The following is a 20,193-nucleotide window of genomic DNA, read 5'->3' on the forward strand; positions in this document are numbered from 1 at the left end:
CCTCGGCGCCGCTCCGTCGTTCTTTCCGCTCGGAAGATCAGCGGGTGATCGTCGAGTCGTCCGGCTTCGCGTCGGAAGGGGCAGCTGCGTCGTCCGCGTCGGCGGCGGGGACCACGTCGACCGCGGCGGCCTCGGATGCCGGCGCTGCCTCGGAGGATGCGGCGGTCTCGGACGTCGGCGTCTCGGTCGGAGCCTGCTCCGGCGTCGCGGTCCAGTCGATGGCCTCGACGACGGTCGGGGCCGGGGCAGGCACGAGCGAGCGAGCGGCGACGAGCCCGAGGGTGAGCAGGATGCCGACGATTCCGGCCGCGAGGACGCCTGCGCCCACGACGACGAGCGACTGGCCGACATACACCTCGACGCCCGTGGCCGTGCCGTCGAGCAGCGTGGTCGTCATCGTCCCGATCTGACCGGAGATGAGCCATCCACCGACTGCCGTCGTGGCGAGGGACACGACCAGGAGGAGCCAGAATCCGATGCTGCGTGAGAGTGACTTGTTCATGTCATCCACGATCGCGGACGCGCTGATGAGTCGGCGATGTGCGAGCTGTGGATCGCCTGTGCGGGATCAGTCCTCGACGGGGACGGCGCGCTTCAGGTGCAGCACGACCACGGTGTAGGTCGCGGCCGAGAGAGACGCGAGCACCATGTGGATGCCGACCAGCAGCGGCGGCAGTCCTTCGCGCGCCTGCCAGACCCCGACGCCGACCTGCACCAGGATCGCGAGCACGAGCACGAGCAGCCAGCGCCGCGGTTCCAGGCGCAGCGCCCAGGCGGCGACCGTGAGGAACAGCACCAGCGCAGCCAGGATGTAGCCGGGCCACGAATGCACATGGGCGAGCACGGTCGCGTCGAAGCCGTGCCGCAGCACATCCGCGTCACCGGAGTGGGGCCCCGATCCGGTCGTCAGCACACCGAAGACGATCGTCACCGCGAGTGCGAGGCCGGTCAGGTGGGTGACGGCCGCGAACCACGCGGGAACCGCGCGCTCACGGGGCCCGCCGTCCTGCTTCAGGCGCACCAGGAACGCCGCCGTGATGCAGACGAGCAGCAGGGACGAGGTGTAGTGGAAGCCGACGATGAAGGGGTTGAGGCCGGTCAGCACGGTGATGCCGCCGACGAGCGCCTGTGCCACCACACCGATGAGCACGAGCCACGCGAGCAGGACGAGGTCGCGTCTGGCGGGAGTCGTGCGGACCGAGCGGACGGCCGCCGCGATGACGGCGATCAGGAGCACACCCAGCGCGATGGGGGAGGCCGGGAAGTGCAGGGGGGCGGCGATGGCGAACGCGGCGACGGCCGCGACGATGCCGCCGGCGGCGAACCAGAGCGCGGTGACCAGGCCGCGCTTCCCGCTGAACAGGTGCAGGACCAGCAGCACGACGGCCAGCGCGATGATCCCCACCACGCCCGTCATCAGCCGGTTGCCGAACTCGATGATTCCGTGGATGCCCTGCACTTCGAGGATCGGCACAAGGGAATCGGGCGTGCACAGCGGCCAGTCCGAGCATCCGAGGCCGGAACCGGTCAGGCGCACCGCGCCGCCGGTGCCGATGATGATGGTCTCGCTGACGAAGGAGAGCCAGGCGAAGACCGTCAGCACCCGTCCCCACGGAGCAGAACGGGGTGGAGCCGTCCGCGTCGGAGTGGAGGCGGGGATCGTCGTCTCGGGCATTAGTCCTCCGGACCGCGCTGGAACCGGCGGGCATGGCCCGTCTGTCAGGCGGAACCTGTAGAATCGGATTGTTGCGATGAGCGCTGACAGCGCTGCAGCATCGTCAACAGTTTAGGCGCGATGGAAGCGCCGGTGATGAGGGCCCACCAACGGCACCCGCTCCCGCAGACTCGACGGGGATCAGGTGTGTCGGGGCGGATGACACCGTTTGGGACCTGTGAGGAGAGTGTTGGATGTCGGATGTACTGATCGACCGCCCGGAGCTTGACGGTCTGGGGGTGTACGAATTCGGCTGGCACGATGAGGACGCCGCCGGCGCCATCGCCAAACGCGGGATCTCGGAAGAGGTCGTGCGGGGGATCTCCGCCCTCAAGAACGAACCCGAATGGATGCTGAAGACCCGTCTCAAGGGATACCAGCTCTTCGGCCGCAAGCCGATGCCGACCTGGGGTGCAGACCTCAGCGAGATCGACTTCGACAACATCAAGTACTTCGTCCGCTCCACCGAGAAGCAGGCGCAGACGTGGGAAGACCTTCCCGCCGAGATCCGCGAGACCTACGAGCGCCTCGGCATCCCCGAGGCCGAGCGCCAGCGGCTCGTGGCCGGCGTCGCGGCTCAGTACGAGTCCGAGGTCGTGTACCACCAGATCCGTGAGGACCTGGAGCAGCAGGGTGTCATCTTCATGGACACCGACACGGCGCTGCGCGAGCACCCCGAGTTCTTCGAGGAGTACTTCGGCACCGTCATCCCCGCCGGCGACAACAAGTTCGCGGCGCTGAACACGGCCGTCTGGTCGGGTGGCTCGTTCGTCTACGTCCCCAAGGGCGTGCACGTCGAGATTCCCCTGCAGGCATACTTCCGCATCAACACCGAGAACATGGGCCAGTTCGAGCGGACCCTGATCATCGCCGATGAGGACAGCTACGTCCACTACATCGAGGGCTGCACCGCCCCGATCTACAAGTCGGACTCGCTGCACTCGGCCGTCGTCGAGATCATCGTGAAGAAGAACGCCCGCGTTCGCTACACGACGATCCAGAACTGGTCGAACAACGTCTACAACCTGGTCACCAAGCGCGCCGTGGCATACGAGGGCGCAACCATGGAGTGGGTCGACGGCAACATCGGCTCCAAGGTGACGATGAAGTACCCGTCGATCTACCTGATGGGCGAGCACGCCAAGGGAGAGACCCTCTCGGTCGCCTTCGCCGGTCCCGGTCAGCACCAGGACGCCGGCGCGAAGATGATCCACATGGCCCCGTACACGCAGTCGTCGATCGTCTCGAAGTCGATCGCCCGCGGCGGAGGACGTGCCGGGTATCGGGGTGAGGTCCGAGTGGACGCCGCGGCTCACCACTCCGCGAACACGGTGCGCTGCGACGCCCTGCTCGTCGACACGAAGTCTCGCTCCGACACCTACCCGGCGATCGACATCCGTGTCGACGACGTGCAGCTCGGCCACGAGGCCACGGTCTCGAAGGTGAGCGAGGAGCAGCTGTTCTACCTGCAGTCCCGTGGCATGCCCGAGGACGAGGCGATGGCGATGATCGTGCGCGGCTTCATCGAGCCGATCGCGCGTGAGCTGCCGATGGAATACGCCATGGAACTGAACAAGCTCATCGAGATGGGCATGGAAGGATCGGTCGGCTAGTGACCGCCGCTACGACAGCGCCTGCCGAGGCGCAGCACACGAACGCGCACATCGACCCCGCAGCCCAGGTCGCCGCAGCCGGATTCGTCCCGGTGCAGACCCGCTCCGAGCGTCCGCACTCCTTCGATCCGTCTGACTTCGGCGCCCCCACCGGGCGCGAGGTCAACTGGAAGCACACGCCGGTCGCGCAGCTCACCTCCCTGTTCGAGGTGGCCCCGCAGAACGACGGCGTGAGCTACACGGTCGACGCAGGGGAGCAGTACATCGCCGCTCCGCTCGCGATCGGCGCCGCCCCCCGCGGCGAGGTCTTCCTTGCGGAAGACGTCACCGCCGCCGTGGCCTGGCAGGGAGCTGCTGAGGCCCTGCACGTGCGGATCCCGCGCGAGGAAGAGGTCGCCGAACCCGTCTTCGTCTCGATCGCCGGTCTCGGCGCCGATCGCCGTGCCGACGCGCACATCGTGATCGAGGCGCTCGAGCACAGCTCGGCGACGGTCGTCCTGCAGCACACCGGGTCCGCCCAGTACGCGCAGAACGTCGAGATCATCGTCCGCGACGGTGCGAAGCTCACGGTCATCAGCCTGCAGCAGTGGGCGGATGATGCGGTGCACACGGCGGCGCACCAGGCGCGGGTCGGTGCGGATGCGACCCTCAAGCACTTCGTCGTCAGCTTCGGCGGTGGCGTCGTGCGCGTCAACCCGAACGTCGAACTCGCAGGCGCCGGCTCCGAGGGCTACCTCTACGGCCTCTCCTACGCCGACGCCGGGCAGCACCTCGAGAGCCAGGTCTACCTGCACCACAAGGGACCGCACACCAAGGGCGACGTCCTCTACAAGGGTGCGCTGCAGGGTCAGGGGGCGCACAGCGTCTGGATCGGCGACGTGCTGATCGGAGCCGACGCCACGGGCACCGACTCCTACGAGGCGAACCGCAACCTGGTCCTCACCGAGGGCGCCCGCGCCGACTCGATCCCGAACCTCGAGATCGAGACGGGCGACATCCTCGGAGCCGGGCACGCCAGTGCCACGGGTCGTTTCGACGACGAGCAGCTGTTCTACCTGCAGGCGCGCGGTATCACCGAGGAGGAGGCGCGGCGACTCGTCGTGCTCGGCTTCCTCACCGACATCGTGCAGCGCCTCGGCATCCCCGCCCTCGAGACCGAGCTCCTGGCGGCGATCGAGGCGGAGCTGGCCGAGGTGAGTGCATGACCGCCGAACGCGTCTGCGGAGTCGCCGACCTCGAACAGGACATGCCGTTGCGTGTCGACCCGGGCGGCGTGCCGATCACGGTGATCAAGGACGGCGAGGGAGTCATCCACGCCATCGGCGACACCTGCACCCACGGCGACATCTCGCTGTCCGAAGGCTTCGTCGAGGGCGACACGGTGGAGTGCTGGGCACACGGCTCCGCCTTCTCGCTGCTCACCGGCAAGCCCCAGAATCTCCCCGCATATGAGCCGGTCCCGGTCTACGTCGTCCAGATCGACGGCGACGACGTGCTCATCGATCCGACTGTGATTAAGGAAGTTTGAAGAATGTCTGTTCTCGAGATCCGCGACCTGCATGTGACGGTCGAGACCGATGCGGGGACCACCCCGATCCTCAACGGAATCAACCTCACCATGAACACCGGTGAGACCCACGCCATCATGGGCCCCAACGGCTCGGGCAAGTCGACACTGGCCTACACGATCGCCGGTCACCCGAAGTACACGGTGACCTCCGGTTCCATCACGTTCGACGGCCAGGACGTCCTGGAGATGACGGTCGACGAGCGCGCCCGCGCAGGGCTCTTCCTCGCCATGCAGTACCCGGTCGAGATCCCCGGCGTGACGGTGACGAACTTCCTCCGCACGGCGAAGACCGCACTCGACGGCGAAGCGCCGGCGATCCGCGGCTGGACCAAGGACGTCAAGGCGGCCATGTCGAACCTGCGCATGGACCCGAAGTTCGCCCAGCGCAACGTCAACGAGGGCTTCTCCGGCGGTGAGAAGAAGCGCCACGAGATCCTGCAGCTCGAGGTGCTGAAGCCGAAGTTCGCGATCCTCGACGAGACCGACTCCGGTCTCGATGTCGACGCGCTCAAGATCGTCTCCGAGGGCGTCAACCGCGCGAAGGAGTCCACCGGACTCGGCGTGCTCCTGATCACGCACTACACCCGCATCCTCCGCTACATCCGCCCCGACTTCGTCCACGTGGTCGTCGCGGGCAAGATCGTCGAAGAGGGCGGCCCCGAGCTCGCAGACCGGCTGGAGAACGAGGGATACGACCGTTTCCTCGACCCTGCAGCCCCCATCGAGGCGTAGGCTGATCGCATGACAGCGACCCTCACGGACGAGAAGTACGATGCGGTCACCGAGGCTCTCAAGGACGTCATGGACCCCGAGCTCGGGATCAATGTCGTCGACCTCGGCCTCATCTACGACCTCGCCTGGGATGACGAGAACGATGCTCTCGTCATCCACATGACGCTGACCAGCGCGGGCTGCCCGCTCACCGACGTGCTGGAGGACCAGACCGCTCAGGCTCTGGACAGTGTGGTCGACCGCTTCCGGATCAACTGGGTGTGGATGCCACCGTGGGGTCCGGAGCGGATCACGGACGACGGGCGCGACATGATGCGCGCGCTCGGCTTCGCCATCTGACGCGCGCCAGATCGCTGCCGCAAGGCGGCACGACGATGCGCGCGTCGGAACGGATGACACGTCGACGGCGCGTGTCGGGACCTCGGGAGGTCGAATGCTTCAGGTGAAGGCCCTGCCTCTGGCGGAGCTTCGCGAGCGCAGCAGCGAGAAGTGGCGCGAGTACCCGGCCGATGTGCTTCCGCTGTTCGTCGCCGAGACCGACTTCCCGCTCGCGCCGGCGATCTCCGCCGCGCTGCGGCGCGCCGTGGAGATCGGTGATACCGGGTATGTCGCATCGCGGACGCCGCTCGCCGAGTCGTTCGCTGCTTTCGCGAACCGCCGCTATGGCTGGCTGCCCGACCCCGCGAGAATGCGGAGCACCGCGGACGTGAGCATGGGGATCGTGGAGATCCTCCGCCGCGTGACCCAGCCGGGGGAGCGCATCGTCGTGACCCCTCCGGTGTATCCGCCGTTCTACGACCTGGTCGCCGAAGCCGGCGCAGAAGTGGAGCGAGTTCCGCTGCGTGACACGGGAACACGCTGGGAGCTCGACCTCGACGGCATCCGTGCTGCCTTCGAGGACGGAGCGACGGCGATCCTGCTCTGCAACCCGCACAATCCGACCGGCACGGTGCATGACCGCGACACCCTCGCCGCTCTGGCCGAACTGGCGGATGAGTTCGGTGCGACCGTCGTCTCGGACGAGATCCATGCACCGCTCGCCCAGCCGGGGACCGGATTCACTCCGTTCCTCGCGGTGAGCGATGCGGCCGAACGCGTCGGCTATGCGGTCGTCAGCGCCAGCAAGGCCTTCAACCTCGCGGGTCTGAAGTGCGCCCTCATGGTCACCGCCGACGACGCGACGACCGAGGTCGTGCGTGGACTGCCCGTCGAGGTGGAGTGGCGCACCGGACAGTTCGGTCTGCTCGCTGCCGTGGCGGCGTTCTCGGAAGAGAGCGACCCCTGGCTCGACGGGCTGCTGCGCTCGCTCGATGAGAACCGTGTGCTGCTCGAGGACCTGCTGGCCGCGCACCTCCCGGGTGCCCGCTATCGCATCCCGGACGCCGGCTACCTCGCGTGGATCGACCTCTCCGCACTCGGCTGGGGCGGCAACCCCGCACGACGCATCCTGCGCGATGCGAAAGTCGCCCTGCACTTCGGACCTGCCTTCGGCGCCGAGGGTGCGGGTCACGTGCGCCTGAACTTCGGCACCAGCCCGGAGATCATCACCGAGGCGATCGAGCGCATCGCGGCACTCGTGGGTCGATGACGACTCCGGCAGACGCCGCGACGATCTGGGACCGCCAACGCATCTGGGTGACGCTCGGCGCGGTCGCACTGATCTTCCTCGCCGCCGTCGAGGCGCTCGCGGTGACGACGGTGATGCCGATCGTCAGCGAGGCGCTGCACGGCGAGGCCCTCTACGCCGTGGCATTCGCCGGCACCCTGGCGACGAGTGTGATCGGCATGGTCGCCACGGGCGCATGGTCGGACACCCGCGGACCGCGCGGGGCCCTGTACGTCGCCGTCACGCTCTTCATCCTGGGTCTGCTGATCTCGGGCTTCGCGGTGACGATGGACCAGTTCCTGATCGGTCGGCTCGTTCAGGGCCTGGGTGCCGGCGGACAGACGGTCGCGCTCTACGTCGTCGTCGCGAGGCTGTATCCGCCGCACCTGCACGGGCGCATCTTCGCTGCCTTCGCCGCGGCCTGGGTCGTGCCGTCGATGGTGGGGCCGTTCCTCGCCGGTGCCGTCGCCGAGTATCTGGACTGGCGGTGGGCGTTCCTCGGTGTCGCCGTGCTGACGGCGGCCGCCTTCGTCATGATCGCGGTCCGACTGCGCGGTGTCGATCTCGGAGGAGGCGAGCCGCAGGACCGGCGCGCGCTCGTCGTCCGGCTGGTGCTGGCGGTGGTAGTGGCGGTGCTCGCCGTCGTGGTCGGCTTCTCGGCGAAGCTGGCGCCCTCGATCGGGTGGCCCGTGGCGATCGGCGCCGTGCTGGCGATCGGCTTCGCGGTACTCCCGTTGCTGCCGCGACGCACCCTCCGGGCGGGCCGGGGACTGCCGAGCGTGGTGCTCATGCGCGGTATCGCGGCGGGCGCGTTCTTCGCGGCCGAGGCCTACATCCCATACCTGCTGATGAAGAAGTTCGACTTCAGTGCAACGTGGGCGGGGGTTGCTCTCATGCTCGCCGCGCTGGCGTGGGCGGGAGCCTCGGCGCTGCAGGGACGGTTCGGTGAGCGGCTGGGGAACCACCGCATCACAGTGATCAGTCTCGGCTCACTGCTCGTCGCGATGCTGTGCGTTCTCGTCGCCGCGCTCTTCGACGTCTCAGCGGCCGTCGTGGTGCTCGGCTGGGCGTTCGCCGGCGGCGGGATGGGACTGCTCTATCCGCGATTGACCGTCCTCACGCTCGCGTACTCGGACGAGACGAATCAGGGATTCAATTCCTCCGCGCTGTCCATCTCGGACGCCACGGGCTCAGCCGTCGCCATCGCGCTGGCCGGGCTCGCGGTGGCATCCCTCGGAGGTGAGGCAGGTGCGTTCGGTGCGGTGTTCGCGTTCTGCATCGGGCTCGTCGTGCTCGCGTCGGTCCCGGGCCTCAGGCTCGGACACGCGGCGGAGTCGCCGGTGCGGTGAGTGTTCCCGCGAGCGCAGAGACCCCGAGGTCGAAGGTGCGATCGAGTCCGGCCGTGACGTCGATCTCGTCTGCGCGAGGGAGGGCGCCGTGGCTGTCGGCATGCATGCGCTGCTGCACGAGCGTGGCGTGGCCGAGGACGAAGTGCAGGATCGCCGCGCCCCGGTCCTCGGCGTCGGTCGCACCCTGCGTGCGCAATGCTGCGGTGAGCACCGACTGCGCGTGTGACGAACCGAGTTGCAGGGCATACGTGCTGAGCACCAGCTCGGCGCCGTCGCGGTAGGCGAAGAGGGCATCGCGGATGCTTCGTGCTGTGATGAGCACGTCGGCACTGCCCTGAGGGATCGAGGATGTGATCCGGTCGGCGAGTTCGGCGAGGAGCTCCTGCTTGCTGGAGAAGTGCCAGTAGAGGGCGCTGGGCTGCACATCCAGCCGGGCCGCGATGCGTCGCATCGAGAGATCGGCGAGCCCGACCTCGTCGAGGAGAGCGAGCGCGCTCCGGGCGACGCTGTCACGGTCGTGTCGTGCCTGATTCGTCTCCGGACTCATCCTCCGATTATAGTGAACGACGTTCAGGTGAACGGTGTTCAGGTCGCGTCTCGCTCGGAGGGATCCCGCATGGCAATCACCCGCGAGGCAGGTATCGGGACGATCGCCGTGGATGCGGTCTCGGTGCTGCTCGACGGACGCCCTGTGCTGCGAGATGTCTCCGTGGCCCTGACGGCTCCGACGATCGCGGTGATCGGTGCGAACGGGTCGGGGAAGTCCACGTTCGCCCGGCTGCTGAACGGACTCATCCCCCCGAGCACGGGGAAAGTGGCGGTGCACGGTCTCGACACGGTGCGCGATCGTGCCGCCCTGCGTCGCCGGGTCGGATTCGTGTTCACGAACCCGGATGCGCAGATCCTCATGCCCACCCCGGCCGAAGACCTCGCGCTGTCTCTGCGTGGTCGGAGGAAGGCGGAGGTCGCCCACCGCGTCAGAGACACCCTCGCTGCCCACGGGCTGGCAGAGCACGCCGATGTGCCCGCATCCAGCCTCTCGGGAGGCCAGAAGCAGATGCTCGCCCTGGCCGCCGTGCTGATCGCCGAACCTCAGCTCATCGTCGCCGACGAGCCGACCACACTCCTCGACCTGCGCAATTCTCGGCGCATCGGCGACCTGCTTCTCGCGCAACCGACTCAGGTCGTCCTGGTGACGCATGACCTCGAGCTGGCCGGGCGGTGCGAGACCGCGATTCTGTTCGAGGAGGGGCGAGTCGCGGCCGCCGGAGAGTCGTCCGCCGTGATCGCCGCATATCGTCGAGCGTGCGGATGATCGCGCTCTACCGTCCGGGGAGCAGCATCCTCCATCGCGCGCCGGCCGGGCTCAAGCTCGCGGCGCTGGCGGTCGGCGCACTCCTCTTATCGCTGTATCCCCATGACGCGGCGAGCATCGCCCTCTCGCTCCTGGGTGTTCTCGCGATCTACGGGCTCGGGGCGATGCCCATCCGTGTGCCGTTGCTCGAGGTCTGGCGTCTGCGCTGGCTCATCCTCGTGCTCGCTCTGGCGCTCGTGATCTTCGTCTCGCCTCTCGCCGCGTGGATCAGCACCGGGCGCGTCGTGGCGATACTCCTGCTGGCGAGCCTGCTGACGCTCACGACCCGGATGGCGGATCTCGTGGCGGTGATGCAGCGGATCGTGCGGCCGCTCCGTCGATTCGGTCTCGATCCCGCCGCGGTGGCGCTGACGATCTCACTCACGATCACGACGATCCCCGTGATCGCCGGATTCGCTGATCGCGTGCGGGACGCTGCACGGGCTCGCGGTGTACGGTTGGGCGTGCGTGGGGTCGTGCCGCTGCTCGTCCTCTCCCTGCGGCACGCCGACGAGGTCGGCGACGCGCTGGCGGCACGGGGCCTGGGCTGACCCTACGCGGGAACAAGGGTGCGCGCGCCGACAGGCGGCAGCGGCATCGTGCGCGACGAGAGCCGGAGCGCCGCGAGGATCAGGGCGACCGCGATCAGGGCCGTCGCGACGGACGTGCCCAGCACCAGGAGCATCACGACGCCGATCAGCCCGCTCAGTGCTCCGACGACGAGCCGCGGCACGGAACCGGTGGCCTGCGGCGCCGGCTGCGACTCGAACCGGGTGAAGGCAACGGCGACGACCGCGGACAACGCGAGCGCCATCGCGAGCCAGAGCGGGCGGCCCGCCCACCAGTCCGCGCTGTCGAGCGTCGGCAGCGCCACACCGGTGACGAGGGCGTAGACGGCGGTGGCGCCGGCCATCACCAGCAGGACGGGCATGTGCCACAGGTAGATCGTCATCGTGCGCACCGTCACGAACGCCGTGAACGCGGCGACACGCGGCCGACGGCTGAACCGCTCGATGCGTTCGCGGTGCAGGGAGAGCAGGCTGGTGTGCGCGACGCCGACGAGGAGGAGGGCCGCGGTCGGCGGGTTGATGTTCGCGATCAGATCGGGGGAGTAGACCCCGGTCAGGAACGTCGCGACGAGCAGGAGCAGAGCGGCGATGCCCGCTGCCGCACGCACGCGGCGGCTGAGACGCCCGATGCGTCCGTCGGCGAGGAAGAACCCGAGCTGCTGCAAGGTCATCCACACGAAGGCGAGATTCAGGAAGCCGAGTCCTTCGAGCCCGGTCGCGGCGCGCAGCACGTCGACGGCGATCGACGCGGTGACGAGAACGCCGATCGTGCGGTACGGGGCGCGCTCGTGGGCGGCGGCGAGTGCGGGCAGCAGCGCCTGGCACAGCAGGAAGACGCCGAGGAACCAGAGCGGCTGTCCGTACCGGAAACCCGCGGTCGCGATCAGATCGGCAGGCACGCCGAAGACCGTGAGCAGCGCCAGTCCGATGCCGACGATGGCGATCGTGAAGACGGCGGGTCGCAGCAGACGATGCAGTCGTCCGGCCACGAAGCCGACGGCGGTCCCGCCGCGCTCCCGCATCCGTCGGTAGGCGAGGAGTCCCGAGAAGCCTCCGATCACGAAGAACAGCGGCATCACCTGCAGGAGCCAGCTGAGCGGCGCGATCCACGCTGTGCCGTCGCTGGCGTTCGTGAAGACGGGACCGGACGCGTCCACGGTGACGCCCACCATGATCGAGTGGAGCAGGACGACGCCCAGGACGCAGAGCGCCCGGACGAAGTCGATCCCGGTGTCGCGGGACGCGCGTTGCGGAGGCGCGATGATGCCGGCAGTGGGTGCCTGGACGGTGGTCATGAGTCCTCCTCGGGAGCGGTGTCCCAGGAGACTATGGACGCGGTGTCCGCGGGTGCATCACCCTCGGGTGCCGTTACGACCCCCTACGAGGGTGTGAGTCAGGAAGACGGCTCGACGAGTCCGGTGTCGTAGGCGAGGATCACGGCGTGCACGCGGTCGCGCAGATTCAGCTTGGCGAGCACCTTGCCGACGTGCGTCTTGACGGTCTGCTCCGCGATGAACAGGTCGGCGGCGATCTCGGTGTTGGAGCGCCCCTTCCCGATCAGGACCAGCACTTCGCGCTCGCGGTCGGTGAGCTCGGCGAGGGCGGTAGCCGAGCGAGGTGCGCGGGGCCTGCGACCGGCGAACTGCTCGATCATGCGTCGGGTGACGCTCGGCGCGAGGAGTGCATCCCCGTCCGCCACGACGCGAACCGCGTGCACGAGCTCCTCGGGCAGCGCGTCTTTCAGCAGGAATCCGCTGGCGCCGGCCTCGAGGGCGTCGTACACGTAGTCGTCGATGTCGAACGTGGTGAGCATCAGGATCCGGGGGACATGGGCGGCCGGATACGACGGACCGAGAATCCGCCGAGTGGCTTCGATCCCGTCGAGTTCCGGCATGCGCACGTCCATCAAGATCACGTCCGGATCCAGACGCGCCGCCAGGGTGACGGCTTCGGCGCCGTTCGCCGCTTGACCGGCCACCCGGATCCCGTCATGGGCATCGAGCAGTGCGGCGAAACCCGCACGCACCATGGCCTGGTCATCGGCGATGAGGACGCTGATCGTCACGGATTCTCCTTGTCGAGCGAAGTGGCCGTCTCTGCGCCGGAGTCGTCGGCGCTCAGGGGGAGCACGGCCTCCACATCCCAGCCGCCATCGGATGCGGGGCCGGCCGAGAGGCTGCCGCCCAGGATCTCGGCACGCTCGCGCATGCCACGCAACCCGTAGCCGCCGCCGGGGCCGTCGGAGGCACGGGGCGGCGCTCCGTTGTGCACCTGGATGCGGATGCTGCGAGCCTCCGCATGCAGCCGTACGGCGATGCGCGCACCGGGAGCATGTCGCACCGCGTTGCTCAGCGCCTCCTGGACGATGCGGAATGCGGCGATCTGCACCGAGGGCGTCGCGGCGGCAGCGGCTTCCCCACCCTCGAGCACGAGGCCGACCTCGACGCCGGCTCGGCGGATGGTGTCGACCAGCGCCGGGATGTCGTCGATGCCCTGCTGGGGAGCGAGTTCGGCGGTCTGATCCTCGGTGCGCAGCACGCCGAGCATGCGCCGCATCTCGGTCAGCGAGCTGCGGGCGGTCGCGGCGATGTCATCGAACTCGGCGGTCGCCGCGTCGCCGAGCTCCGGGATGCGGTACTTGGCGGTCGACGCCTGCACCTGGATCACGGACATGCTGTGCGCGACCACGTCGTGCAGCTCCCTCGCGATCCGCGTGCGTTCCTCCACGAGCGCACGACGGGCTTCCTCGAGAGCGCTGTGCTCCTTCTCGCGCGTCAGTTCGGCCGCGACGCGCACACGACCGGCGACGAGCGCGGCGATGAGGAAGGTCGCGGAGGCCACCGCGGTCGTGACGATGAGGTCGGCGGTGGCGCTGGCGGAGGACGCGGGCACGGCCACCATGTCGGGGCGGAGCATGGGCGCCAGCAGGGAGGCGATCGCTCCGAGGATCAGTGCGAAGGCTCCGAGTCGAGCGCCGTGGAGGAACGTGACCACGCCGACGAAGAGGGCGAACGTGAGGAGTGCGGGGACGGACCAGGGCCACGGCGACTGGATCGCGAGTTCCGGCACGACCGTGAGCGGCAGGATGAGCGCCCCCGCGGTGAACAGCCCGATGGCCCATACCGGGCGGCTGATCGCGAGAAAGGGCGAGAAGCACAGCACCGCGCCGAGGATGAACGACAGCGGCAGTGGAGTGCCGGACAGGATGGTCTGGAGCGGCACGAGGATCGAGTACAACGCCACGACCGCCCCACCCAGCGCCCAGAGGGCGAAGGTGCGGCGGCTGATCCGTTGGCGCAACGGTGTGCGCTGTCGTCGGCGTGCCATGCCTGTCATCCTGCCAGTTGCGGCTCGGGTGCGCGGCGGCGCCGGGCCGCGGCGATGCGGTCGATCACGAAGCCGATCACCAGTGCGATGACGATGCCGAGACCGGCGCTGAGCAGTGGCTGGTCCTTGATCCAGGCGCCGGCGAGCAGACCGATCGCCAGGCTGAAGATGCTCCAGCTCGCGCCGGCGATCAGGCTCAGAGGCAGGAAGCGCCGCCACGGGAACCCGAGCGCCCCGGCGGACATGTTGACGGCCACGCGTCCGACCGGGATGTAGCGGGCCCCGAGGATGAGGGTGGCGCTGCGCCGATCGAGGGCCTGCTGCGCGTACGCGAACGTCGCAGCCACGCGGGGGCGCCTCATCCAGGCGAAGCGGGTGGTGCCGAGACTGCGGCCGATCACGAACGCGATGTTGTCGCCGATCGTCGCGCCGATCGCGGCGACTGCGCCCAGGAGCAGGAGGTTCCCGTCGCCCGTCGATGCGGCGACGGCCGCGGCCGCGACGAGCACCGTCTCGCTCGGCACCGGCGGGAAGAAGCCGTCGATCACGGTGACCGCGAACAGGACCAGGTACAGCCATGGGGAGGCGATGGCCTGCATGATGAGCTCGTTGAGGATGTCCACTCCTGCACGCTATGCAGCGCGTACCCGAGCGGTCATCCCTCTGCGGTATCGCCCGCCTCACTCTCCGGGCTGATCTTGCTGACCGCAGCTCCCCGCCACGGCGCTTATACTGGGAGGCTGGCCGATCGGCCGAACACCCTCCTTGAAAGAACGGACGTCCGCTGTGCTTGCCGTGCACGACCTCGAGATCCGCGTTGGCGCGCGCCTGCTGATGGAGAACGTCTCGTTCCGCGTCGCCGACGGAGACAAGATCGGACTCGTCGGCCGCAACGGGGCCGGGAAGACCACGCTCACCAAGGTGCTCGCCGGTGATGTCCTGCCCTCCGGCGGCAGCGTGACGCGCTCCGGCGAGCTCGGCTACCTGCCGCAGGACCCGCGCTCCGGCAACCCTGAAGACCTCGCGCGCACGCGCATCCTCGACGCCCGTGGACTGGGACAGCTGAACCTCGGGATGACCGAGGCGGCACTCGCGATGGGCTCGGACGATCCCGCCGTCGCCGACAAGGCGATGAAGCGCTACGCCCGCCTCACCGAGCAGTTCGAGGCTCAGGGGGGATATGCGGCAGAGGCCGAAGCAGCCTCCATCGCGAACAACCTCTCACTCCCGGACCGCATCCTCGACCAGCCGCTGTCGACGCTCTCCGGCGGTCAGCGTCGCCGCATCGAGCTCGCCCGCATCCTCTTCTCCGACGCCGAGACGATGATCCTCGACGAGCCCACCAACCACCTCGACGCGGACAGCGTCGTGTGGCTGCGGGAGTTCCTCAAGGGCTACAAGGGCGGACTGATCGTCATCAGCCACGATGTCGAGCTGGTCGGCGAGACCGTGAACCGCGTGTTCTACCTGGACGCGAACCGCCAGATCATCGACACGTACAACATGAACTGGAAGAACTACCTGCGCCAGCGGGTGGCCGACGAGGAGCGCCGCAAGAAGGAGCGAGCCAACGCCGAGAAGAAGGCGACGACCCTGCAGTTGCAGGCCGCGCGCTTCGGCGCCAAGGCCTCCAAGGCCGCGGCGGCCCACCAGATGATCGCGCGCGCCGAGAAGCTGCTCGCCGGACTCGACGAGGTCCGTCAGGAAGACCGGGTCGCGAAGCTGCGCTTCCCGAAGCCTGCGCCCTGCGGCAAGACCCCGATGATGGCGAGCGGCCTGTCGAAGTCGTACGGTTCGCTCGAGATCTTCACCGATGTCGACCTCGCCATCGACCGCGGCTCCAAGGTCGTCGTGCTCGGCCTCAACGGCGCCGGCAAGACCACTCTGCTGCGCATGCTCGCGGGCGTCGACAAGCCCGACACCGGGCAGCTCGAGCCGGGCCACGGCCTCAAGGTCGGCTACTACGCGCAGGAGCACGAGAACCTCGACGTGACCCGCTCGGTGCTGGAGAACATGGTCTCGGCCGCGCCCCACATCACCGAGACCGAGGCGCGCAAGGTGCTCGGCTCGTTCCTGTTCACCGGCGACGACGTGCTGAAGCCGGCGGGAGTCCTGTCCGGTGGCGAGAAGACGCGTCTGTCGCTCGCGACGCTCGTCGTCTCCTCGGCGAACCTGCTGCTGCTCGATGAGCCCACCAACAACCTCGACCCCGCCTCGCGCGAGGAGATCCTCGGTGCCCTCGCGCACTACGAGGGTGCTGTCGTCCTCGTCTCCCACGATCCTGGCGCGGTGCAGTCGCTCAACCCCGAGCGCGTGCTGATCCTGCCCGACGGCGTCGAAGACATCTGGAGCCAGGAGTACCAGGACCTCATCGAGCTCGCCTAGCAGGGGGCGCGGGCGCGTGTCGGTGACCCGTTGTAGCGTGACGGCATGAGTATGGGTCACATCCGCGCCGTGTGCTGGGACTGGAACGGCACACTGCTCGACGACGCGGAGATCTGCCGTCAGGTGATGAACGCCGTGCTCGAGGAGCACGGTCTCGATCCTCTGACCGATGAGCACACGTACCGATCGGTGTTCCGGTTCCCGATCCGCGACTTCTACGGCTCCGTCGGACTCGGCGACGACAGGTTCGTAGCGGCCGCGACGACCTACCTCGACCTGCTGGCGTCGCGCGTCGGCGAGGCGCCGCTCCACGCCGAAGCGCGTGCCACACTCGCGGCGCTCCACGAACGCGGCATCCGCCAGGTCCTCGCGTCGGCGACCCTTCCCGATGCGTTGGCGCAGCAGATGGCCCCGTACGGTCTGGTCGATGCCTTCGAGGACGTCCTGTCGATCGACGACCCGTATCGAGCGTCGAAGCACGACGTCATCGCGCGGTGGCTGACGGCATCCGGCCTCCCGCCGAGCGAAGTGCTCATCATCGGCGACACCAATCACGACCGGGAGATCGCCGACGATCTCGGCACGGAGTTCGTCCACTTCGACGGCGGACACCAGAACTGGTCCGGCGACACCCGTCGGATCGCGACGCTCGGCGAGCTGCTCTACCTGCTGACCCCGATCGCCGATCATCGCGCACTGAGGGAACTCGCCTGAACGATCCGGCGCGTGACCGCTGGTCCCGTGGCATAGTCGGGAGCATGTCGACAGAGCGGGATCTCCTTTCGTCAGAGCTCAGCCGGTGGCTCCGGGCTCAGCCCGCGCTCACCGGCGCGGCTCCGCAACTGGTACTCGCCGATCTTCCTGACGATCCGGTGTTGCTCTTCCTCGACTGGATCGGGACGGCCGCCGGCGCAGGCGTTCCCGAGCCGCACGCCGCCACCCTGGCGACGGTCGATGACGACGGCGTGCCGGATGCGCGCACACTCATCCTCAAAGACGTCGATGAGCGTGGATGGGCCTTCGCCGGACCACGGTCGTCTCGAAAGGCTGCGCAGATCGCCGCGCAACCTGCGGCGGCGTTGAACTTCTGGTGGCAGCCGCTCGTGCGGGCGGTGCGGGTCCGCGGACGGGTCCAAGAGGGGTCAGCCGCGGAGAGCGCAGCAGACCTCGCCGCGCGCTCCGCGGCCGCCCGTGAGGGTGTCAGACCAGGGGAATGGGTCCTCTGGCGGATCATTGCCGCACGAGTCGAGTTCTGGCAGGGATCGCCCGAACGCGATCACACGCGGATCGTCTACGAGCGCACGGAGACGGGGTGGACTTGCGTGGTGACCGGGCGAGGGGCCGACAGGCGAGAGAATGTGAAGGAGCCCGCATGAGCGGTTATCAGGTGGTCGAGATCGGAGCGCTCGATCAGTGGCGCACGCACCACGGCGGATTCGATGCGGCGCGGTCGCGGGATGGTCGCCGAGTCGTCGACCATGAGTTGACCATGCAGTACATCGGCATGACCGCGAATGCGCTCGAGCCCGGCGAAGAGGCCGGCTACTGGCACGTGCACCGGAAGATCGAAGAGGTGTACGTATTCCTCGACGGTCGTGGCCAGATGGGGCTGGATGACGACGTCGTCGAGGTGGGACCGGGGACGGTGATCCGAGTGGGGCAGGGAGTCGCTCGCACCTGGCGTGCGCGGCCGGACAGCATCGGCGAGCTGCGGTGGCTGTGCATCCGCGCGGGCGGCGAGGAGCTGCCCCGCCTGCCGGACGACAGCTCGCGATTGCCCGAGCGGCCGATGCCCTGGATGGATTGACGCGGGAACCGTCGGTCAGCGGACGTCGAGCAGCTCGTCCTCGACGTCGGCGTCGTGGTCCTTGCGCCGCGGAGCCTTCACGGGGGCCGGCGCGCCTTCGACCTCCTCGCGGTGCTTCACGATCTCGGTACGGATGATGTAGCCGATGAAGATGAACCCCATCAGCGCGAACAGGATCCACTGGATCGCGTAGGAGAGGTGGGGGCCCGGGTCGTCGGCGGGGGAGTCGAAGCCACCCAGCGCGCCGGATCCGGCCGGCTCCTCGGACACGACGCGGCCGTAGGCGCTGGTGATCACATCCCCGTCGGTCAGCGCGGCGATCGAGGGCAGATGGATGGTCGGCACCTGTCCTTCCGGCGCGCCGCGACCGGATGCGGGCAGCTGTTCTCCGGGCCGCAGGCGCACCGTCACCTCGGCCTCGCCCGGCGGCGGCGACGGCACCGAGTCGGGCTCAGCACCCTCGCCCGGCGCCACCCAGCCGCGATCCACGATGAACACGCGTCCATCGGCGTCGCGGAACGGCACCAGAACCTCGAAGGCGCTCGTCCCGCCGTGCGGGCGGTTGCGCACCAGGAGCTGCTGGTCGGCGAGGTACTCGCCCTGCAACGTGACGGGGCGCCATTCGTCGGAGGGATCGAGTGCACCGTCCTCGCCGATGACATCGGCCAGCGGAACGGGATCCGCGTCGTAGTTCTGCTCGACGAGTTCGATCTGCGCGGCCCGGGTCTCGTTCCGCTCGAACTGCCAGTTCGAGAGGAACACGCACGCGATCGCGAAGCCGATCGCGATGAGCACATACACCGCCCAGCGGGTCAGACGCCGGCTCATGCGGGAACACCGTCGCGGACGATCACCGGGAAGTCCCGTGCGGCCAGGTAGTCGCGGAGGAAGTCGACGTGCTCGTCACAGGCCAACCAGACCTTCTCGCGGTCGGCGGCATGGATGCGAGGATTTCGCCACACCACCTGTCTGGTCGCCGCGCTCCGGCAGCCGGCGCGCGAGCACTCGAGGTCTGTCATCGCTCTTTCGGGCCTTCGTGGATCGTGAACACCTGAGGAGCGGATGGCTCGGACTCGATCGGGGCGGGCTCCGGAGCCTCCAACTCGCGCAGGGGGGACTCGGCTGTGGTCTCGTTGCTGTCGCTTCCGGCGTTCGCGAAGACGACGGCGATGTACGGCAGCACGGCGGCCGCGATCCCGAAGACCCAGGTGTACCAGCCGTACGGCTGCACGAGGACCATGAGCCCGAAGCACACGATGCGGATGGTCATCGTCAACGCATAACGGCGCACGCGATGATCAGCCTCATCCCGCGGAGACTGCGGCAGTGAGGTGACGGCCGGGACTTGACGCGCGTTCTTCACGATGCCTCAAGCCTACGCCGGTGCAGCCCTCCCGGCGTGCCGTTCGGTGACTCAGCTCGAGAACAGGAACGGCAGGCTGAAGGCCCCGACGAACAGGAAGCTGATGATGGTGCTGACGATCGTGAACGCGCCGATCGCGACCACCGCGTAGCCGAGGATGAGCCCGGCGATGGCGAGTCCTCGTCCTCCGATCCCCGGCTGACGCTTGATCTGCCCGAGAGCCATGTGGCCCGTGATGACGGCGGCGATCGATGCCAGCACCGGGATGATGGCCCAGATCAGGACGACCCCGGCGATGCCGCAGATGAGCGAGGCGACCGCCAGCGGGCTGGTGGGACGAGAGGCGGCGGCGGGATACGCCGGGCTAGGGTAGGCGCCGTAACCGGGCTGCACAGGCGGCGGAGCATAGCCGGGCTGAGTGGGCGCCGCCCCGTAGCCGGGCTGTACGGAGGGCGGAGCGTAGCCGGGCTGCGAAGAGGCCGGGGCGTATCCGGGCTGTGCGGGTGGGGGAGCGTATCCCGGCTGGGGCGCCGAGGGCGCTGGGGCGCCGGATGTCGGATATGCCGGAGGTGCGTAGGTCGGCGCGGCTCCCGGGTGGCTCTGCGTCGGCTGTGGGGCGGGCCGCACCGGGTCGGCGGGAAGTGCCGGAGTGGCCGCCAGCGCGGCGGGCGCGGGCGGCGGTGTCAACGGCGGCTCGCCACCGGGAGAGGGGATGCGGTTGTCGCTCACGATGAAGCCTTTCGTCTCGATCAGGGTTCCAGCAGCGTTCACGTCTGTCAAACGCCACGACGCGGCCGACCCGGG

At 68.7% G+C, this 20,193-nt stretch carries 24 protein-coding genes; 13 read left to right on the forward strand and 11 right to left on the reverse strand.

The window, feature by feature from the left end:
- Window positions 1-37: 37 nt before the first annotated feature.
- Complete coding sequence (locus ACWGO6_RS18270) at window positions 38-502, reverse strand: hypothetical protein (protein WP_136042031.1); 465 nt, start codon at window positions 500-502, stop codon at window positions 38-40.
- A gap of 66 nt (window positions 503-568) precedes the next feature.
- Window positions 569-1,675 (reverse strand): COX15/CtaA family protein, encoded by a 1,107-nt coding sequence (locus tag ACWGO6_RS18275; RefSeq protein WP_136042032.1) that lies wholly within the window; start codon window positions 1,673-1,675, stop codon window positions 569-571.
- A 233-nt stretch (window positions 1,676-1,908) separates the two neighbouring features.
- On the opposite strand from ACWGO6_RS18275, the gene sufB reads away from it, so the two are divergent.
- From sufB to ACWGO6_RS18310, 7 genes are all read left to right on the forward strand, one after another.
- The gene (gene sufB / locus ACWGO6_RS18280) at window positions 1,909-3,327 is read left to right on the forward strand and encodes a Fe-S cluster assembly protein SufB (RefSeq protein WP_136042033.1); all 1,419 of its coding nucleotides are present in this window, start codon (window positions 1,909-1,911) and stop codon (window positions 3,325-3,327) included.
- Entirely contained in the window at window positions 3,327-4,532 is a 1,206-nt protein-coding gene (sufD, locus tag ACWGO6_RS18285) for a Fe-S cluster assembly protein SufD (protein ID WP_136042034.1), read from the forward strand. The genes sufB and sufD overlap by 1 nt, the downstream gene beginning before the upstream one ends.
- Window positions 4,529-4,855, forward strand: coding sequence for a non-heme iron oxygenase ferredoxin subunit (locus ACWGO6_RS18290; RefSeq protein WP_017830403.1), 327 nt, complete (start codon window positions 4,529-4,531; stop codon window positions 4,853-4,855). The genes sufD and ACWGO6_RS18290 overlap by 4 nt, the downstream gene beginning before the upstream one ends.
- 3 nt (window positions 4,856-4,858) lie before the next feature.
- Window positions 4,859-5,629: a Fe-S cluster assembly ATPase SufC gene (sufC, locus tag ACWGO6_RS18295; protein WP_136042035.1), complete on the forward strand. Its 771-nt coding sequence runs from the start codon at window positions 4,859-4,861 to the stop codon at window positions 5,627-5,629.
- A 9-nt stretch (window positions 5,630-5,638) separates the two neighbouring features.
- Complete coding sequence (locus ACWGO6_RS18300) at window positions 5,639-5,968, forward strand: metal-sulfur cluster assembly factor (protein WP_021200756.1); 330 nt, start codon at window positions 5,639-5,641, stop codon at window positions 5,966-5,968.
- 94 nt (window positions 5,969-6,062) lie between these two features.
- Entirely contained in the window at window positions 6,063-7,217 is a 1,155-nt protein-coding gene (locus ACWGO6_RS18305; RefSeq protein ID WP_452327573.1) for a MalY/PatB family protein, read from the forward strand.
- On the forward strand, window positions 7,214-8,584 hold the full coding sequence (locus ACWGO6_RS18310; RefSeq protein ID WP_136042037.1) for an MFS transporter: 1,371 nt from the start codon (window positions 7,214-7,216) through the stop codon (window positions 8,582-8,584). The genes ACWGO6_RS18305 and ACWGO6_RS18310 overlap by 4 nt, the downstream gene beginning before the upstream one ends.
- On the opposite strand, the gene ACWGO6_RS18315 is transcribed toward ACWGO6_RS18310, so the two are convergent.
- The gene (locus ACWGO6_RS18315; RefSeq protein WP_136042038.1) at window positions 8,547-9,131 is read right to left on the reverse strand and encodes a TetR family transcriptional regulator; all 585 of its coding nucleotides are present in this window, start codon (window positions 9,129-9,131) and stop codon (window positions 8,547-8,549) included. The two genes, ACWGO6_RS18310 and ACWGO6_RS18315, sit on opposite strands and share 38 nt — an antisense overlap.
- A 69-nt stretch (window positions 9,132-9,200) precedes the next feature.
- On the opposite strand from ACWGO6_RS18315, the gene ACWGO6_RS18320 reads away from it, so the two are divergent.
- Both ACWGO6_RS18320 and ACWGO6_RS18325 read left to right on the forward strand, forming a co-directional pair.
- A complete protein-coding gene (locus tag ACWGO6_RS18320) occupies window positions 9,201-9,899 on the forward strand; it encodes an energy-coupling factor ABC transporter ATP-binding protein (RefSeq protein WP_136042039.1) in 699 nt (232 codons plus the stop codon).
- The gene (locus tag ACWGO6_RS18325) at window positions 9,896-10,489 is read left to right on the forward strand and encodes an energy-coupling factor transporter transmembrane component T (RefSeq protein WP_136042040.1); all 594 of its coding nucleotides are present in this window, start codon (window positions 9,896-9,898) and stop codon (window positions 10,487-10,489) included. The genes ACWGO6_RS18320 and ACWGO6_RS18325 overlap by 4 nt, the downstream gene beginning before the upstream one ends.
- A 2-nt stretch (window positions 10,490-10,491) precedes the next feature.
- On the opposite strand, the gene ACWGO6_RS18330 is transcribed toward ACWGO6_RS18325, so the two are convergent.
- The 4 genes from ACWGO6_RS18330 to ACWGO6_RS18345 form a co-directional block, all read right to left on the reverse strand.
- On the reverse strand, window positions 10,492-11,802 hold the full coding sequence (locus ACWGO6_RS18330; RefSeq protein WP_452327574.1) for an acyltransferase family protein: 1,311 nt from the start codon (window positions 11,800-11,802) through the stop codon (window positions 10,492-10,494).
- A 98-nt stretch (window positions 11,803-11,900) separates the two neighbouring features.
- Window positions 11,901-12,572 carry a response regulator gene (locus tag ACWGO6_RS18335; protein ID WP_136042042.1) on the reverse strand — a complete coding sequence of 224 codons (672 nt, stop codon included), beginning with the start codon at window positions 12,570-12,572 and terminating at the stop codon, window positions 11,901-11,903.
- Window positions 12,569-13,834, reverse strand: coding sequence for a sensor histidine kinase (locus ACWGO6_RS18340; RefSeq protein WP_136042043.1), 1,266 nt, complete (start codon window positions 13,832-13,834; stop codon window positions 12,569-12,571). The genes ACWGO6_RS18335 and ACWGO6_RS18340 overlap by 4 nt, the downstream gene beginning before the upstream one ends.
- 5 nt (window positions 13,835-13,839) lie before the next feature.
- A complete protein-coding gene (locus ACWGO6_RS18345) occupies window positions 13,840-14,457 on the reverse strand; it encodes a DedA family protein (protein WP_136042044.1) in 618 nt (205 codons plus the stop codon).
- A 163-nt stretch (window positions 14,458-14,620) separates the two neighbouring features.
- Between ACWGO6_RS18345 and abc-f the strand changes: the two genes are divergently transcribed.
- From abc-f to ACWGO6_RS18365, 4 genes are read left to right on the forward strand one after another with little or no spacing between them, the layout of a single operon-like run.
- Window positions 14,621-16,219, forward strand: a complete 1,599-nt coding sequence (gene abc-f, locus ACWGO6_RS18350) for a ribosomal protection-like ABC-F family protein (RefSeq protein ID WP_136042045.1) — start codon at window positions 14,621-14,623, stop codon at window positions 16,217-16,219.
- A 45-nt stretch (window positions 16,220-16,264) separates the two neighbouring features.
- Window positions 16,265-16,933, forward strand: a complete 669-nt coding sequence (locus tag ACWGO6_RS18355; RefSeq protein ID WP_452327575.1) for an HAD family hydrolase — start codon at window positions 16,265-16,267, stop codon at window positions 16,931-16,933.
- 44 nt (window positions 16,934-16,977) lie between these two features.
- Entirely contained in the window at window positions 16,978-17,595 is a 618-nt protein-coding gene (locus tag ACWGO6_RS18360) for a pyridoxamine 5'-phosphate oxidase family protein (protein ID WP_452327576.1), read from the forward strand.
- Complete coding sequence (locus tag ACWGO6_RS18365; protein ID WP_452327577.1) at window positions 17,592-18,026, forward strand: cupin domain-containing protein; 435 nt, start codon at window positions 17,592-17,594, stop codon at window positions 18,024-18,026. The genes ACWGO6_RS18360 and ACWGO6_RS18365 overlap by 4 nt, the downstream gene beginning before the upstream one ends.
- A 15-nt stretch (window positions 18,027-18,041) precedes the next feature.
- Here the strand turns inward: ACWGO6_RS18365 and ACWGO6_RS18370 are convergent, their stop codons facing one another.
- The 4 genes from ACWGO6_RS18370 to ACWGO6_RS18385 are packed head-to-tail and all read right to left on the reverse strand — an operon-like array spanning window position 18,042 to window position 20,118.
- Complete coding sequence (locus tag ACWGO6_RS18370; protein WP_452327578.1) at window positions 18,042-18,854, reverse strand: SURF1 family cytochrome oxidase biogenesis protein; 813 nt, start codon at window positions 18,852-18,854, stop codon at window positions 18,042-18,044.
- Window positions 18,851-19,045, reverse strand: coding sequence for a hypothetical protein (locus ACWGO6_RS18375; protein ID WP_136042050.1), 195 nt, complete (start codon window positions 19,043-19,045; stop codon window positions 18,851-18,853). Before ACWGO6_RS18375 ends, ACWGO6_RS18370 begins: the two co-directional genes overlap by 4 nt.
- The gene (locus tag ACWGO6_RS18380) at window positions 19,042-19,389 is read right to left on the reverse strand and encodes a DUF3099 domain-containing protein (RefSeq protein ID WP_136042051.1); all 348 of its coding nucleotides are present in this window, start codon (window positions 19,387-19,389) and stop codon (window positions 19,042-19,044) included. The genes ACWGO6_RS18375 and ACWGO6_RS18380 overlap by 4 nt, the downstream gene beginning before the upstream one ends.
- A gap of 51 nt (window positions 19,390-19,440) precedes the next feature.
- Window positions 19,441-20,118, reverse strand: a complete 678-nt coding sequence (locus ACWGO6_RS18385; RefSeq protein WP_452327579.1) for a DUF4190 domain-containing protein — start codon at window positions 20,116-20,118, stop codon at window positions 19,441-19,443.
- Window positions 20,119-20,193: the final 75 nt, after the last annotated feature.

The sequence above is a fragment of the Microbacterium sp. NPDC055665 genome (genome assembly GCF_053618035.1).